Origin of the sequence: Paenibacillus sp. ACRRY, from assembly GCF_022346995.1 — a bacterium.
GTDB lineage: Bacteria > Bacillota > Bacilli > Paenibacillales > Paenibacillaceae > Paenibacillus.
Genome location: NZ_JAKRNM010000001.1, coordinates 503,013 through 518,628, shown reverse-complemented (window position 1 = coordinate 518,628; position 15,616 = coordinate 503,013). Strand labels below are relative to the sequence as shown.

Sequence of the window (15,616 nt, the reverse complement as noted above, 5' to 3'; positions counted from 1 at the left end):
CTCAACTCCTTGTTAAACAAGTATTTCGATTATTTACAGCGCAACATTTACATTTGTCTGAAGGTTGCAGTTGGAATGACCACATCCCTCCAATTTGGTGGAAGCTCGTAACTTTTGATATGATGATATGCAATGACTTTGACCTCGCCGGCATTGTCTATATGAAACGTAATCAGATCCTGACCAACACTTAAGTGGGGACCAACGTACGGTTCAACCGTTACGTGGGCAATAATGTATGAATCATGATAATCTATGCTTAGGTCATTCCCACCTAGAAAAGGAGCAAACATAGGTTTCTCAATCAATCGATCTTTATAAAAGAGGGTTAGTTGCTCTTCTATTGTCGGACTTAAAAGAGTTAGGATCAGTCTTTGGTCCTTACAATATGTATGCGTTTCAGCATAGGTTTTTGCGGGTTCCAAAATAAGCGTCAGACAGAGAAGCGATACAAGTAATCTTCTTACCACTCTTCCAAACAAGGACTTCACCTCCGGTTAGAGATAGCGCATTCCAACATTTCATCAATCTCCCTTGACTTCGATATCACTCGGAATTAATTCATACAAGGCACGAACGTCACAACCGATAGAGTCGGCGATCGATATGGCCATTTTAAGCGGCATCACCCGTTTGTTTTCCATAAAGTCGTAAACCCGTTCCGGTTTAAAAAGTAATTCTTTTGCCAGCCACTCTGCTGACTTTCCGGATTCCATCAAGCGTTCATTCAGTAAGCAGCGTCCTAGTTCGAATTTCATAAAACGAAAACCTCCTGTATACCGTCATATCTAACCTTACGCGTTGTTTATCCTCTACATGAGCGTTCCCTACTAGTGGCCCAATTGAACCCAACGGATAAAGTAAAAATTAAAATCAACCAAACAAATGGTTTAAACACGGAGTACCCCCAGAGTTTTTGTAGTATTGTACCCTTCGTTGATTTCAAATATCCTGTTCATTAGCACAGTTATTACTCCACAACAAAAAATGTCTAATGAACGAGTCAATCATCCATTAGACATTTCACCTTTTCTTCTTTTACTTCAATCAACTCTATAACGTATTACAGGAACCTTATGGTCTCTGAGAATCTAAAGCTCTTGAAGTGGTGATCCATATGGACACCATGAGAAGAAGTTCGTATATATTTGTTAAAGCTGTGCTTGCTAAGGGTATTTGGATCCCCTGCCCCACAAATAACAGTACGGTTCCAACGAACAGCCATACCCATTTTTGTTTTACTAGAACGATTACACCGATTAACAACAGCAGAAAACCAACGATGATAACCATAAAGGGCGGACCAGCAAGACTTTCTGACGTATACCTCAAAACCCCATACTCCTCTATGGGAGTGAGAGTGTTAACCTCATGTATAGTTGAACTTACAATTTGGTAAATGATAAGGCCCACTGTTATTAACCACGCAGCAATATGTGTAATGATGTGTTTTGAAAATTTGACTTGTGAGCTGCGCAGGATGTAGTAGCCTACAAGTATCAACGTGGGAGTTGCAAAGGCATGAAGCCAAAAGCGAACACTACTAAGTCTCTTTAGCAGCTCTCCTTCACCTATGAGATGACCAGCTGCGATAATTCCGTTATCGTACGCAAGACTGAATAATACAAAGATCTGGAAGATGGAGTAATTGAGCCATTGTCTTTTTCCAGATAATTGAGTAGCAATCCTGATCACAAGAAACAAATAAATTAGTGCCAAAGCCGAATAAATGACAAGATCCAAAAAGTTTCACCTTCCCTATACTTTTTATGAATAGCAACCTACATAACCAGAATAGTCATTTCCCCGTTATTAACCCACAATCATCAACCTGATTCACATAAAATAGGAAGTCTCTCTTTACCATAAGCCTTAAATGATTCATTATTTTTGCTAACGTTTGGAGAGATCATTCCAATCCCGATTCTCGTGTTTGATATATGAGCCGTTGTTATCATTGGTCTTACTATATTACTTCTATGTACAGTATAAAAAGAACAGTTAGTTGTTTTTACTAAGCAGCTCATGTCCTTCAACGTTTCGTATGTTACGTCAAACTGTCCAATAATATAATAAAAAAAGAAGCAGCTGCTCATTGGCAGACTGCTCCATTCTATTTGACTTTATCTTTGTTGGTAGCGATCATACGCTACTTGGTAGATTTCGATCGCTTTTTCAATGTTCATTTTCTGAAGTGTATCCTTGTATGTGTCGAAGTTCTCCAGGGGTTCGTTACCCATCACGAACTTTAACAGCATTTCTTTCATATAAGTATCCACTTCACTCATAATTCTGCTGATTTCCTGACTTTCACTCCCACTGAACAAGAGCGGTGGCAGCAGCAGTGTGCGATCCGCATTGAACCATCTTTCATTGGCTTCCTTGGCTTCCGGATGCTCCAGTTCAAATGAAGCCCAGGCATCATAACTCATCACCTTAACCATCCCTGAAGTCGGATAGGCATAACGCGAAACGGCTACTCGTGCTTCATAATTCGGGTCGTTCCATATGGCATCCGTAAATTTCTTCTTTCCATTCTCTATAACATAGCTCTCCCCTTCAAGGCCCCAGTTCTGCAGGTCACTCCCTTCCTCACTAACCATGAAGTCGAGCAACTTCATTACCTTCTCTGGATCTTTGGCCTGTGAGCTGACAACTGCTCCTTCGAGAGGTACATATTGTGCCAGTTGTTCCGCTGCACTGAACGATTGGCCTGCAGGTCCAACCGGAGGCGAGACACCTACCAGTTTAAAATCGGGAACAGCCGCCTGCATTTGGTTTTTGTACGTATTTATGCCGGAAATGGTCCCACCGTAAGCGCCTACAATATTATTCGAGAACTTCGCTTCAAAGCCTTTCTTGTCGGTAGCTGCGAATTCACTATCAATCAAGCCTTCTTGGTACCATTTATTCATCATAGCAAGATAATCTTTGAATGCGGGTTCATAGGGACCATAGGTGATCTTACCCGTCTGTGGATTCATCTGAAAGGTAACGAGTAGACCATATGCTGTGCTGAAGGATGTAATGCTGCCCATTCCACTTTGATCACCGAGCGGAATTTCGTCATACTTATCGCCATTTCCGTTCATGTCATTTTCTTTAAAAGCTTTTAATGCGATATACCACTCATCAATGGTCTTTGGCATCGAAAGCCCTACCTGATCCAGCCAATCCTGACGGATCATCGTTCCGGCCCACGCGTTGCGTCTAAGATCAAGATTGACCTGCGGGAATTTGGCTATTGTACCATCATCCAGCATAACCTGCTTTTTGATTTCCGGATTCTCCTCTAGCAGTTTCTTGTAGTTAGGCGCATATTGATCAATCAGATCATTTAGCGGTATGGCTACACCGTCTTCAATAAGCTTGGCTACGCCTCCAGGGTAGTTGCTCGGAACATATATAATGTCGGGATAGGTTCCTGAGGCCAGCATAATATTGAACTGGGAGAGATTGCTCGTATCATTTTCCTGAAAATTAATCGTGATACCTGTCCGTTTCTGAATCTCTTTGTACGCTGCCACATCACCATAGCCCTTAAGTTCTGGGATTTTACTGCTGAATTTACCGTTCCAGAGAAAGCTGACTGCTTCGTTTTTTGGGTCAGTTGTACCTTCCTGATCACCCGTTTTGACATCTCCGCACCCCGCTATTAACGATGCAGCCATCAGGATGCCTAAGGACATTTTTCCTACCTTCGTAACCTTCATACTCATCCCCCATTATTCAGCTAGTATAAGGTACTCAGCCCTTCAGGGCTCCTATCATGACACCTTTTGTGAAGTATTTCTGGATAAATGGATACAGCACCAGAATAGGCAACGTAGCCACGATTATAGTAGCGTACTTAACCACTTCTCCTAGGAATGGATCTCCCGTCGCAGTGGACAGGTTGGTTGTGTCCGTCGTGCTGTTCTCAATGAGAATCTCCCGCAGAACCAGCTGCAGCGGAAACAGCTCCCGATCCCGCAAATAAATTAGAGCCCCTGTCCATGAGTTCCAATGACCTACGCCGTAGAACAATGCCATCACGGCAAGTACAGGAACCGATAGAGGTAAGATGATCTGGGCAAAAATTCGGAAATCGGATGCTCCATCAATCTTTGCCGCCTCTTCAAGCTCAACCGGGATAGCCTGAAATGAAGTTCTCATAATAATGAGGTTCCAGGTGGCGATCAATCCGGGAATGATAAGAGCCCAGCGCGTATCGAGCATCCCCAGGTTTTTCACCAAAATATAGCCAGGAATGAGACCGCCGCTGAAAAACATGGTGAAGACAACCATCATCATCATATACTTTTTCCAATACATATCTCTTCGTGATAAAACAAAAGCAAACAACGCCGTAAAAAACACGTTTAGCGTGGTTCCAACCACTACATAAAACAGGGTGTTCTTATAGCCGGAGATGATCATCGGGTTTTTGAGCACTAATTTGTAGGCTTCTGGATAGAACCCTTTAGGCCACAGGAGAAGGCCGCTGTGTTTGACCAATTCTGACGGCACACTGAGCGATGCAAAGATCACATAGAGAAAAGGATAGAGAGTAATGATCATCAGCCCTGTCAAAAACACAATGTTTAATGTGTCAAATATTTTATCGCCCAAGCTGCGTTTTATCATGCCAGGTATCCTCCTCTACCATAGACTCGTATCATTGATTTTCCGACTAATCCGGTTTGCCAGAATCAGAAGAATGAAGTTAATGACGGAATTAAACAAGCTGACAGCGGTGCTGTAGCTGTAATTCGCCTCCAGAAGTCCACGCCTGTATACAAAACTGGAGATGACATCTGCCGTTTCGTAGGTTTGAGGATTATACAACAGGATTACCTTCTCAAAACCGACATCCATGATGCCACCAATGCGCAGAATCAGCAGTATAACGATCGTTGGCATGATGCCCGGTAACGTTACATGCAGCATTTGCTTCCACCGGTTCGCGCCGTCCACTGTGGCTGCATCGTACAGCTGAGTATCAATGGCTGATAATGCAGCGAGGTAAATAATGGATCCCCAGCCGATACCCTGCCATATTCCCGAACCTACAAATATGGTTCTAAATAGGGATGGATCCAGCAATAAATTTTGTGCTTCAACACCAAACCAGCTCAATATGATGTTAAACAATCCCGCTTTTCTTGAGAAGTCTACAATCATGCCACTAATTACAACAATAGACACGAAGTGTGGCAGATACGTGATCGTCTGTGTCAACCGTTTGAAAAAGGTATGCCTTACCTCATTTAACAGCAGAGCTAAAATAATGGGCGCAGGAAAAGCAATGAGCAGCTCGTAAATGCTGATGATCAGCGTATTCCGCAGTAACCTCCAAAAGTAAAAGCTTTGGAAGAAATCTACAAAGTTCTGAAAACCGATCCACTCGCTTCCCAAAATGCCTTTGACCGGTGAGTAATTTTTAAAAGCGATGCTAACGCCATACATCGGTATATAGCTAAAAATGATGTAATAGCTAATCCCGAACAGTCCCAGAAAGTAAACAATCTTATGCTTCTGGAAGTCCTTACCCAGCATATTAAAATATTCGCCCATACCCCGATTCCCGAACTTCCTATTCTGTTTCATAGCCAATTTCACAGTGTCACCTCCTTATGGGTGGATGTATAATGTTGCACGCCGAATATATCACCAGAAGGAAAGCGTTTACAATATTCAATAATTATATACAATTTTTATATTTCACCTGCAGAGGCCAATGTATATACGGTATTTGCGGCTGTAGTGAATTCGGTAATATTCCCCTTACGATCTGTAGCTACCGGCTGCCCGTCCGCGGTAGTTACATGGATAGGATGCTGCGAGAACAAACGGATGCGTCCTCCAATCTCAGAGCGTACGGACGCTGTCTTCATTTGTTGGTCAGCCCATGTCATGTCAATGACGAATCCTCCTCTGGCCCGCAGGCCGGTCACACTACCCGCTGGCCATACAGCTGGAAGGGCCGGGAGAAACTGAATGTAATTTAAATGACTTTGCAGCAGCATTTCCGCAATGCCTGCAATACCACCAAAATTACCATCGATCTGGAACGGAGGATGGTTATCAAATAAATTGGGCAGGGTTGATTGCCGAAGAAGTTGTTGTGTATGCTCATAGGCCTGCTCTCCATTCAGCAGCCTTGCCCAGAAGTTAATGATCCAGGCTCTACTCCAGCCCGTATGCCCTCCCCCATTTTCCAACCGCCGAATCAGTGTCGTTTTCGCACCTTCTGCCAGCTCTGGCGTCAGGTCAGGACTGATGGTTGAACCGGGATGAAGTCCAAACAAATGGGAGATATGACGATGGCCCGCATCTGTTTCGTCATAATCCACCAGCCATTCTTGCAGCTGTCCATGCTTGCCAATTTTCATAGGTGGCAATTGTTTGATCATTTTCTCCCATTGCTCCCGGAGATCTTGATCAACGTTCAACACAAGGCTCGCTTCCACGCATGCCCTGAATAATTCCTCAATAATTTGCGTGTCCATCGTGGGACCATAACATAATGTTCCTGCTTCCCCACTCGGTAACTTATAACGGTTCTCGGGTGAAACAGAAGGATTGGTGACCAGATAGCCTTCAGGACTTTGAACAAGAAAGTCCACAAAAAACAACGCCGCTTCCCTCATTGTGTCATATGCTCGTTCCAAGAAAACCTTATCCGGATAAAATTGATAGTGTTCCCATAGGTGGAGCGTAAGCCATGCCCCGCCCATGACCCACTGAGTTGCTGCAGCATAAATATCCTGGGGAGCGGTGTCTGCCCAGAGATCCGTATTGTGGTGGGCGACGAAACCTCTGCAATCGTACATCATTTGTGCGGTCACTTTCCCGTTGACCTTCATCCGTTCGACCAGTTCAATTAAAGGCTCATGGCATTCTGCCAGATTACACGTCTCAGCGGGCCAGTAATTCATCTGGGTATTGATATTAATTGTGTATTTGCTGTCCCACGGCGGTGTCATGGAGTCATTCCATATTCCTTGCAAATTGGCCGGAAGAGCGCCAGGCCTGCTCGATGAAATAAGAAGATACCTTCCAAAGTGGAAGTATAGTGTATTTAGCCCGGAATCTTCGGCTCCTTTTTGTACAAGCTCAAGCCGCTTTGAAGCAGGCAATAGATGATGATCATTTTCCGAAAGGTCCGCAAGCTCCAGCTTGACCCGTTGAAACAACTGTTGGTAATCAAGCACATGTTCATTCTTTAACTTTTCATACGTTTGGACAGCTGCTTGGTCAACCCATTCACAGGCTTGCCGTTCTGGTTTATCGTACCGGAAGCCGGAAGCCACGGACAGAAATAAGGTTACTTGGTTCGCCCCTTGTACTTTCAAATGCTCCCCAATCGCCTGAACAGTCCCCCCTGAGGCAACGGCTTTTACCACGGCCGTATATGACGCTTCGTTAACTCCTCCGCATGGATTGGACATTATGATGGTATCTTCACCTTTTCGATAAGACAGTTCCATATGCCGGCCCTTTTTTCGTTCGAATCTCGCCATGAAGCTCAAACTCCCTGGACGATCCGCATCCAGCCGAATCACCATGACCTGCGCAGGGTAGCTGCAAAATACTTCTCTGCGGAACCTGACGCCTTCATACACATATTCCGTACGAACAATCGCCTGCTCCAGATTCAGTTCTCTCCTGTAATCTGCGGAATCCACCGGATCTACCGTATGATTCATACGAATTATCAAGTCACCGGCTGTCATATAGTGCCTTTGGCTGCATGGCGTACCGGAAAGAGCTGCTTCCGCGAGTTCATGAGCTTCCTTTAATTTACCGTCGAACAAGAGCTGCCGTATATGAGGCAGATGTTCCTTGGCATCCGGGTTATTCCGATTTCTGGGTCCACCAGACCATATCGAATCCTCATTAAACTGGATTTGTTCCTGCTTGATGTTTCCAAAAACCATTCCACCTAACCTTCCGTTTCCGATGGGTAGTGCTTCCTCCCAGTTACGAGCTGGAGTATCGTACCACATCAAGGATTCAGATCTTAATCTCATTCACTTCACCTCTTTATTTGTTGTTTAGCAAAGGAAAAACTCGCGGAATTGAATTGAAGCAGGTTTCCCTGCCTAATCCGCTTAAACCTTTAATGCAAAACGACCTTATCACAGTCTTGAAAAGGCTTACAATGTACAAAATTTATGTGCTTTATTTATAAGCAATTTATCTGAAATCCACTAAATATAACTTTTCAGCTCTATAATCAAACTAATTGGTTATATCAAATCCTGAATATTTGCCTGCCAACCATCGCTGCCATTACCATTCTGAATGAAAAAGGAAAAAAAGGTAGATGTATGGAATGGAATCATCTAAAATAATGCTAATCACCTTGCTTGTCACTAACATGCTCGCGTGCTATACGAGCTTCGCCAGGGAAGTTTGCTAAAAAATGAACGAGCGAACCAATACTCTTTCAGGGGGGCTAAACGAGATGACCGACAACCATTCCTATAAAATCTTCATAAAATACCTGTTGTCCTACATCATCCTTCTTCTGCTTCCCATCACCCTGATTGCGATGTTGGTCTATAGTTTCTTCGTGAGCCAACTGGAGGAGGAAGTGATTGCCGGCAATCTGAATACGCTGGATAACATGCGTGAATCCATGGACGAGCAATTAGGTAGGATCGAAGATACCACGAGGCAAATGCTAATTGAAGATAACAGTTTGTACCCTTATCGAATTTCAGAGCAATGGGGTTATAAAGCTTGGGGAATCACACGGGAGTTAAAACGTTACCAACGAATGAGCCCGTTTATTCATGAAATCTGGGTATATTTCAAGTCGGACCCTGCTGTTTTTACAAGCAGCGGTGTCTATTCATTGCCGATGATCTCCAATCAAATTTATCAATTTGAAGATTGGCCCGCATCATCCATGATTACCGATTTGCAGGAATCCAGGACAGCTTCCCTGCTCTCACCAGGTTATGATGAAAAATCGGATGAACGCTATCTGAGAATGATTCAACCGATGTTTCCGAATCAAGCTAAACCTTACGGAACCATAGTGTATTTGATCAATGAAAGATCCATTCATCAATTAATGTCCACATATGAAAAAGCTGAAGGATCCATGTGGATCTTTGACCAGAATAATCAGCTCGTTACTTCTATTGCAAAAGAAGGCAGCCCCTCCCGTTTAGCCTTATCGAAGCTTATTACGGAAGGTAATCACGCTCCTTATCAGGAGATTACACTGGAGGGAACCAATTACTATCTTTTCCTCATGGAATCCAAGCAGTCTGGATGGAAATATGCAAGTTTGCTTCCGATCCATGTCGTAATGGATAAAGTGAATCATGCCCAAAACTGGCTGACCTACGGAATAATAGCCATTTTGATTGTCGGCGGAGGCATCATTTATGTAAGCATGCGTTCCAATTATAGACCCATCCATTTGCTGCGCAAGGAAAGCCATCGTTTATTCCCTCAAAAGATGAAATCATTGAATGAACTTGAAACCGTTCGTTATACGTTAACCAGCCTGGCCAATCAAAATAAAGATCTCGATAACCGTGTTAAAAATCACTCATCCGCTGTCAAAAAACAGATGGTTTTCGCGCTGCTAAAGGGTGAAATTCAATCCTTATCAGAAATCACTGAATATGATAGCAACATTGTAGAACTGACCGACGAGGCACAAACCCAGGTTATCATTATTGAAACTGCCGAGCATGTACATTCCATGAATAATCATACCGTTCAGGAAATGGAACAAAGCTATCCCGGTCCTCATCCCATTTTGGGAATTGAGCATTTTGAGACGGGTCGTTATGTATTCCTCCTGCTTATTCAAGAAACTATTACTGATGACACGCCTGCCTGTATGGATCAATTCCAAGAACGATTACATGAATTATTAGGCGGGACGGTAACTCTTGGTGTCGGTACCCGAACCTTGGTTTCAGAAAGTCCCCGTTCCTATCTTGAAGCGCAGACAGCCATGGATTATCGATTCATTCAAGGTGTTAACCGGGTTATTCGGTATCACGATATTCCGATGAGCTTCAATCACCAAGAGTCCTATCCCCACGCAGAGATGGAGAGCCTGCAGCGGGCTGTTCGTAAAGGCAAGATGGATAAGATTCAAAGTGCTCTCTCGAATATTACTGATTTTATCCGGCAAAAGCAGGTACCTTTAATTATTGCCCGTAGTTTGTGCTACGATATTATTCGTTCCGTTAATGAGATATGGATTGGACTGGGGATGAGCGAGCAACACTCCGCCCAATATCCCGATATATTTGTACTGGAGCGTCTGGAGACAATCGATGAATTCGAGCAATTGATTCAATCTATCAGTCAGGATTTATCCCTCGCGTTTGAGAGACTGAATAAGGAAACATCTGCAAAAGAACCAGCGTCCCGATCCCTCAACTTGATCACCCAATACATTGAGGAGCATTTTGACCAATGTGAATTTTCTCTTCAGGGAATGTCAGAGACATTTGGCATGGCTTTGCCCAATCTGAGTCAATTGTTTAAGGAACAGACCGGTCAGACCCCACTTGAGTATGTGACCGAATTACGGATGAAGAAAGCTCAGCATTTACTGACCACAACTTTGAAACCGCTATCATCCGTAGCGGAGGAAGTTGGGTATTACAACGTGTCAAGCTTCATCCGCCGATTCAAACAGTTAAATGATATGACTCCCGGTGAATATCGAAATCGCGCCGGCGCAACAACCTTGGAAAATAATCAAATCTCTACCGCAAAAAGCAAACCTTAAATTATACCGGTCAATCAATAACCGACAAAGAGACCTTTCCAATTTGGAGAGGCCTCTTTTTAGATAGTCGTCATGATTAAGGAGTCTTAAAAGGTAAACTATCTTTTGTAACATGGTATGTTCTGCTCTAGCATCATGATTCACTTCTGTTAACATAACGTTCCACTTCAAGGGAAGCAAGCAGATAGGGTGCCATTCCCATTGGAACATCTTCAACGATCTCCTCCGAAATATAATAGTCGTAGGAACCATTTCGATCTAGGCTTAATCCTGCTCCATGGCATATTTGTTTCAGATGTATACCATGTGCATCTTCTTCCGTGAGATGCTCTTCGATACCCTTATACCCTCTAAGCATCGCATTTTCAAATCCCGCTTCCAAATAACCACGCCTCAGTCCTTTTGCCAAAGCATATACAAACATGCATGAACCGGACGCCTCTAAGTAATTACCCTTCCGGCCGGCTTGATCCAGTACCTGATACCACAGTCCTGTTTCTTTATCCTGTACCTGAAGCAGGGCAAGGCACAACCGATGGAAAATACCAATTATGGTTCCACGCTTCGAATGCGTTATCGGGAAATGATCAAGGCAGTCTACAAGTGACATCATGTACCAGCCTACTGCCCGACTCCAGAATTGCGATGACAAGCCCGTGCGGCTATCTGCCCATTCCTGTTCACGGGATTCGTCCCAGCCGTGGTAGAGCAGACCGGTCCGAGGATCGCGAGTTTTATGCTCAATCAGCAATAACTGATGAGCCACCTCGTCCAGTAATTCGGGACGTGCAAATACCTTGGCATATTCTGCCAAAAAGGGTGAAGACATATACAGACCATCCAGCCACATTTGAAACGGATATACCTTTTTGTGCCAGAATCCACCTTCAGAGGTTCGAGGTTGACTAATAAGCTGTGCGGCGAGAAGATGAGCGGCCTCAGCATACCGATCATCTCCTGTTTCTTGGAGCAACCAGAACAGATTCTTCCCCTGATTAATCTGATCCAGATTGTACTCCTCCAGTGAGTAGGTCCGAATGGAACCGTCCTTCTGAATAAAGGTGTCCATGTGACGCCGTACAAACGCGGTATAAGCAGGTTCGTCAAACCATTTTCCAGTGCGCATCATCGCCATCAACAGCATCCCGGGTACGTAAGCCCAACGTTTCAGAACGTACTCATGCTCTCCCTTTTCATTACACTGTCCTATAACGGTATCCGCAATTTTCCGGGCGTTGCTTGCAATTTTGGCCTCTATCTTGGTCATCTCCGTGACCTCCTGTCATTTCAATAGTAAGGGTAATGCTGCTCAGTAACCTTCGGGATGCCATCCGTCCAGAATATTTATAATCTGATACTTCATCGTCTCCGCTGATGTCAGTTGCCGCGACCAAGAAACTCTTTCCGATGGATTAGAGCCTGCGCCACGACTCTCGTATTCCTCATAACGACAAGTTTTCTCTCTATCAGGCTCCCCCCAATTATGCCAGCCCTCGCCTGTAATGGAACCATCCATAACTGTTCGCAGAAAAGCAACATGCCCATAAGGACGCCAAGGACGCCCAAGATACACATCGTGAACCCCTTCACCACTTGTAATTCGGCAATCCAAAAAGACATATCCGAATGGTGTACCTTCCGGTGTGGAAGCTGCCGTTATGTACCCTCTTGATCTTTTATTATGAAGTTGGCAGTGATCAAAGAGCGCCGTAGCCGGACCAAAAATATAATCTACATCCCCCTCAATATAACAATCGTTATAATACTGCTTCCCTGGGCCCGTATATAACGTATCCTGGTTACCGAGAAAACGCACTCTGCGAAAGACGGCATGGTCTCCGTCAACAAAGGCGGCTACAGCCTGCCCCGTCCCTGGTCCAGAGGCATTTTGGATCGTTATATTCTCGGCAGTAAACTGCTTCGCAAATATATTTATGGTCCCTGAGCGAAATGTTCCGAGTGGTTTTCCCTCTGCATCCAGTGTATGTGCATTATCCGACCAGCTTATAATTGTGGTGTCTGAATCTTCGCCGAGCAATAGAATGGGCGGAGCATCAGATGGGATGGTTACTTTCTCTTGATAGAGCCCTGGTTTGATTCGAATCGTAACCTCCGATTTATGCCCTTGAGAGATCGAATCCACAGCATCCTGGAGATTGGAATAATCTCCGTTTTGTCCAGCAGATACAGTAATCAACATACGTTTCCCCTTTCAACCTACTTTGGAGATAAACTATAATGGTAATAACTACCGAGTGATAAGGAGCGGCCATGAAAAGTGTAAGCGTTTCCCAACCGAAATACCATGTGGCAAACGAGCAATTCAGCATCCAGCACATGAAACGTGCAGGCATCACAGCTATGCCCCGGGCTCACAGTCATCCTTTCGTTGAACTGTATTATCTTAAAGAAGGTGAACGTATATATTTTGTAGATAGTCAAGTGGTCACGCTTCAAAAAGGAGAGATTATTCTGATCCAATCCGATGAGATGCATGCGACCGCAAGCTCCGAAATTGCTGAATTTGAACGAATTCTAATTAATTATAATCCAGCACTTCTACCCACCCCGCTTCAGGATGATACGCAATGGTTTAACAAGCGCGGCTTTCACCTTTTTCGACTGATGCTACGAGAGCAGAACGAAGCAGAAAACCTTCTGATACGTATGGTTGAGGAATGTCAGGAATGTCGACCGTTTTACGAAACAAGTGTTCTAACTTTATTTGCTGAATTAATGATTCTCCTTCAACGTACAGAACCTCTCTCACAGAGTGATAACACGAAGCACCCACTGCACAACCTGGTTACCGACGTCGCTACTTATATTCGCGAACATTATGAGAAGCCACTGACTTTGGAAGAAACGGCCAGACAATTTTTCATCAGCTCTTCCTACTTGAGCCGCATATTCTACAGACTGACAGGCTTTCATTTTCGGGAGTATGTCGTGCATATTCGAATTCAACAGGCCAAGCGACTCATTACCCAATCCAATAGCAAAATCCAGGACATTGCCTCACATGTCGGGTTTGAGCATCTGTCCCACTTTAACAAAACCTTCAAGAGAGTAACAGGTTACAACCCTTCACACTATCGAAAAGAAATCAAATTTCGTCAGGGGGAAAGCCTGTTTCAACCTAATAAAGAACTCTAATTCAAACCTTCATAATCAAACCAATCAAAGTCAGCAAACGTTGTACTAGGAGCTCCCTGAGAGCTGGCGTACAGGCCGATGTATGTTCCTGTAAAGCCTCCGGCCAGGTCAGTGCTTAACAGCCTTCCATCGACATTCGTGCAGAGTGTCTTCCACTCATCTGCCTCTTCTGTTCTAAAGTAAAAGCTATAATCCTGATGACGGGCTTCCACTTTCAGCTGAACTCTGCCTCCATCACATCGGTCAGAACCAAGCTCTTTTTCTTCTCCCTCGAAACGTTCGATTAGGCGAAGAATATACCTGTCACCTTCACGTGATAAGACAAAGCGGAAATGAAAGTTCGCGTTATGCAGCAGTACTAAGCCAGCCACTTCACCATCCGCTTGAGGTTCAAATATAAGACGTACTGCAGCGATAAAGCTTAAATGCTGTTGGCGTCGTCCAATAAAAGAGGGGTTCCCTTGCGCAGTTAACTGTTCCGGCTTCAGTTTCAAACGCAGATATCCTGGATGTTCAGTTAGACTCCAGAACTCACCACGGGGTGTTCGAAGGAAATTCCAAACGGGAGATAGTTCTGGAACATTAAAATCCTCTCTCACAGAGGGGATCTCCCACGTGTGTTCTGGCAGATTCGGGGCAACCGTCTCAAATTCCAACATTCCTTTTCCAGGACTAACCACTGGCCACTCATTTTCCCAAATTACAGGTGCAAGAAACGTCTCACGACCAAGATTGCGGTAATAACCTCCCGCAGTGCGGGAAGCAAGACAAAACATCCACCACTCGCCATGGTGAGTCTCCACCAGTTCGCCGTGGCCCACGTTGACAATTGGAAACTCTCTTCCAAGATGCCTGTGAGTCAAAATCGGATTAGCTTTGTGACCCTCATAAGGACCCTTGACCTTCCTGCTCCTTGCTATGGTAACTGCATGAGTGTGGCCAGTTCCTCCTTCTGCGACAGTCACATAGTACCATTCGCCAATTTTGTATAGATGAGCACCTTCCTGTGCATGTGCAACCTTAAGTGCGCCCTGCCAGATACTATACTTCTCTCCAATCAGTCTACCTTGACTTAGATCGATTTCCTGCAACCAGATATCCATGTGTTTGGGATATTCCTGCCCGCCTGGAGGAACTCGGTTGCCTGTATAATATACGCGGCCATCATCGAAGAACAGGGATGGATCAATACCGGGAGCATCTTCTAGCCAAACAGGATCTGACCAGTCTCCGGCAGGATCAGTAGCCGTAACATAGAAATTATGCTGCTGTTTCTCATTATCGACGTAGGTTGTGATCATATAAAAGGTCCCATTATGATACCGGATCGTAGGTGCCCAGATTCCCATAGATGGAGCGATATGATCTAGATTCAATTGAGAAGGCCGATCCAGGATATGGCCGAGCTGACGCCAGTTAACCATATCCTTACTGTGAAACAGAGGCACGCCAGGGAAATATTCAAAGCTTGAAGTTACCAGATAATAATCCTCTCCCACTCTTATGGCTGATGGGTCAGGGTAAAATCCGGGGAGTACGGGGTTTTGAAATGTTCTCAATGTCAGCTCTCCTCCAGCAAATGTATTGTAAACACGCCCATTATAGTTCAATCAGATGTAAATTTCTTGCTTATTCCATGTTCAGTTCCCTTCTTTTTATACTTTCTTGTTCAATCCATTTTTGATTTGAAGTTATACATATAAA

General features: G+C 44.4%; 12 protein-coding genes. 2 read left to right on the top strand and 10 right to left on the bottom strand.

The features are described 5' to 3' along the window. Positions 1 to 47 precede the first annotated feature (47 nt). From MH144_RS02275 to MH144_RS02245, 7 genes are all read right to left on the bottom strand, one after another. The gene (locus MH144_RS02275) at positions 48 to 482 is read right to left on the bottom strand and encodes a DUF3888 domain-containing protein (protein ID WP_239297460.1); all 435 of its coding nucleotides are present in this window, start codon (positions 480 to 482) and stop codon (positions 48 to 50) included. A gap of 42 nt (positions 483 to 524) precedes the next feature. Continuing rightward, positions 525 to 758: an XRE family transcriptional regulator gene (locus MH144_RS02270; protein ID WP_239297459.1), complete on the bottom strand. Its 234-nt coding sequence runs from the start codon at positions 756 to 758 to the stop codon at positions 525 to 527. A gap of 316 nt (positions 759 to 1,074) precedes the next feature. Next, positions 1,075 to 1,743 (bottom strand): hypothetical protein, encoded by a 669-nt coding sequence (locus tag MH144_RS02265; protein WP_239297458.1) that lies wholly within the window; start codon positions 1,741 to 1,743, stop codon positions 1,075 to 1,077. 380 nt (positions 1,744 to 2,123) lie between these two features. Next, positions 2,124 to 3,713 carry an extracellular solute-binding protein gene (locus tag MH144_RS02260; RefSeq protein WP_239297457.1) on the bottom strand — a complete coding sequence of 530 codons (1,590 nt, stop codon included), beginning with the start codon at positions 3,711 to 3,713 and terminating at the stop codon, positions 2,124 to 2,126. A 34-nt stretch (positions 3,714 to 3,747) separates the two neighbouring features. After that, positions 3,748 to 4,626, bottom strand: a complete 879-nt coding sequence (locus MH144_RS02255) for a carbohydrate ABC transporter permease (RefSeq protein WP_062834731.1) — start codon at positions 4,624 to 4,626, stop codon at positions 3,748 to 3,750. Positions 4,627 to 4,641: 15 nt separating this feature from the next. Continuing rightward, complete coding sequence (locus MH144_RS02250) at positions 4,642 to 5,556, bottom strand: ABC transporter permease (protein ID WP_239299233.1); 915 nt, start codon at positions 5,554 to 5,556, stop codon at positions 4,642 to 4,644. Positions 5,557 to 5,696: 140 nt separating this feature from the next. Continuing rightward, positions 5,697 to 8,015 carry a glycosyl hydrolase family 95 catalytic domain-containing protein gene (locus MH144_RS02245; RefSeq protein ID WP_239297456.1) on the bottom strand — a complete coding sequence of 773 codons (2,319 nt, stop codon included), beginning with the start codon at positions 8,013 to 8,015 and terminating at the stop codon, positions 5,697 to 5,699. A 437-nt stretch (positions 8,016 to 8,452) separates the two neighbouring features. On the opposite strand from MH144_RS02245, the gene MH144_RS02240 reads away from it, so the two are divergent. Then, positions 8,453 to 10,756, top strand: a complete 2,304-nt coding sequence (locus MH144_RS02240) for a helix-turn-helix domain-containing protein (protein WP_239297455.1) — start codon at positions 8,453 to 8,455, stop codon at positions 10,754 to 10,756. 133 nt (positions 10,757 to 10,889) lie between these two features. Here MH144_RS02240 and MH144_RS02235 read toward each other — a convergent pair whose 3' ends face one another. After that, positions 10,890 to 12,023 (bottom strand): glycoside hydrolase family 88/105 protein, encoded by a 1,134-nt coding sequence (locus MH144_RS02235; RefSeq protein WP_239297454.1) that lies wholly within the window; start codon positions 12,021 to 12,023, stop codon positions 10,890 to 10,892. 42 nt (positions 12,024 to 12,065) lie between these two features. After that, entirely contained in the window at positions 12,066 to 12,956 is an 891-nt protein-coding gene (locus tag MH144_RS02230) for a pectinesterase family protein (protein WP_239297453.1), read from the bottom strand. 71 nt (positions 12,957 to 13,027) lie between these two features. On the opposite strand from MH144_RS02230, the gene MH144_RS02225 reads away from it, so the two are divergent. Next, the gene (locus MH144_RS02225) at positions 13,028 to 13,912 is read left to right on the top strand and encodes a helix-turn-helix domain-containing protein (RefSeq protein WP_239297452.1); all 885 of its coding nucleotides are present in this window, start codon (positions 13,028 to 13,030) and stop codon (positions 13,910 to 13,912) included. Here MH144_RS02225 and MH144_RS02220 read toward each other — a convergent pair. After that, on the bottom strand, positions 13,909 to 15,471 hold the full coding sequence (locus MH144_RS02220) for a glycoside hydrolase family 43 protein (RefSeq protein ID WP_239297451.1): 1,563 nt from the start codon (positions 15,469 to 15,471) through the stop codon (positions 13,909 to 13,911). The genes MH144_RS02225 and MH144_RS02220 overlap by 4 nt on opposite strands. Between the last annotated feature and the right edge of the window lie 145 nt (positions 15,472 to 15,616).

Excerpts from the sequence above, each read along its gene's own strand:
- MH144_RS02240 (WP_239297455.1), top strand. The coding sequence starts at position 8,453 with ATGACCGACAACCATTCCTATAAAATCTTCATAAAATACCTGTTGTCC.
- MH144_RS02250 (WP_239299233.1), bottom strand. The coding sequence starts at position 5,556 with ATGGGCGAATATTTTAATATGCTGGGTAAGGACTTCCAGAAGCATAAG.
- MH144_RS02235 (WP_239297454.1), bottom strand. The coding sequence starts at position 12,023 with ATGACCAAGATAGAGGCCAAAATTGCAAGCAACGCCCGGAAAATTGCG.
- MH144_RS02255 (WP_062834731.1), bottom strand. The coding sequence starts at position 4,626 with ATGATAAAACGCAGCTTGGGCGATAAAATATTTGACACATTAAACATT.
- MH144_RS02225 (WP_239297452.1), top strand. The coding sequence starts at position 13,028 with ATGAAAAGTGTAAGCGTTTCCCAACCGAAATACCATGTGGCAAACGAG.
- MH144_RS02270 (WP_239297459.1), bottom strand. The coding sequence starts at position 758 with ATGAAATTCGAACTAGGACGCTGCTTACTGAATGAACGCTTGATGGAA.
- MH144_RS02230 (WP_239297453.1), bottom strand. The coding sequence starts at position 12,956 with ATGTTGATTACTGTATCTGCTGGACAAAACGGAGATTATTCCAATCTC.
- MH144_RS02260 (WP_239297457.1), bottom strand. The coding sequence starts at position 3,713 with ATGAAGGTTACGAAGGTAGGAAAAATGTCCTTAGGCATCCTGATGGCT.
- MH144_RS02245 (WP_239297456.1), bottom strand. The coding sequence starts at position 8,015 with ATGAGATTAAGATCTGAATCCTTGATGTGGTACGATACTCCAGCTCGT.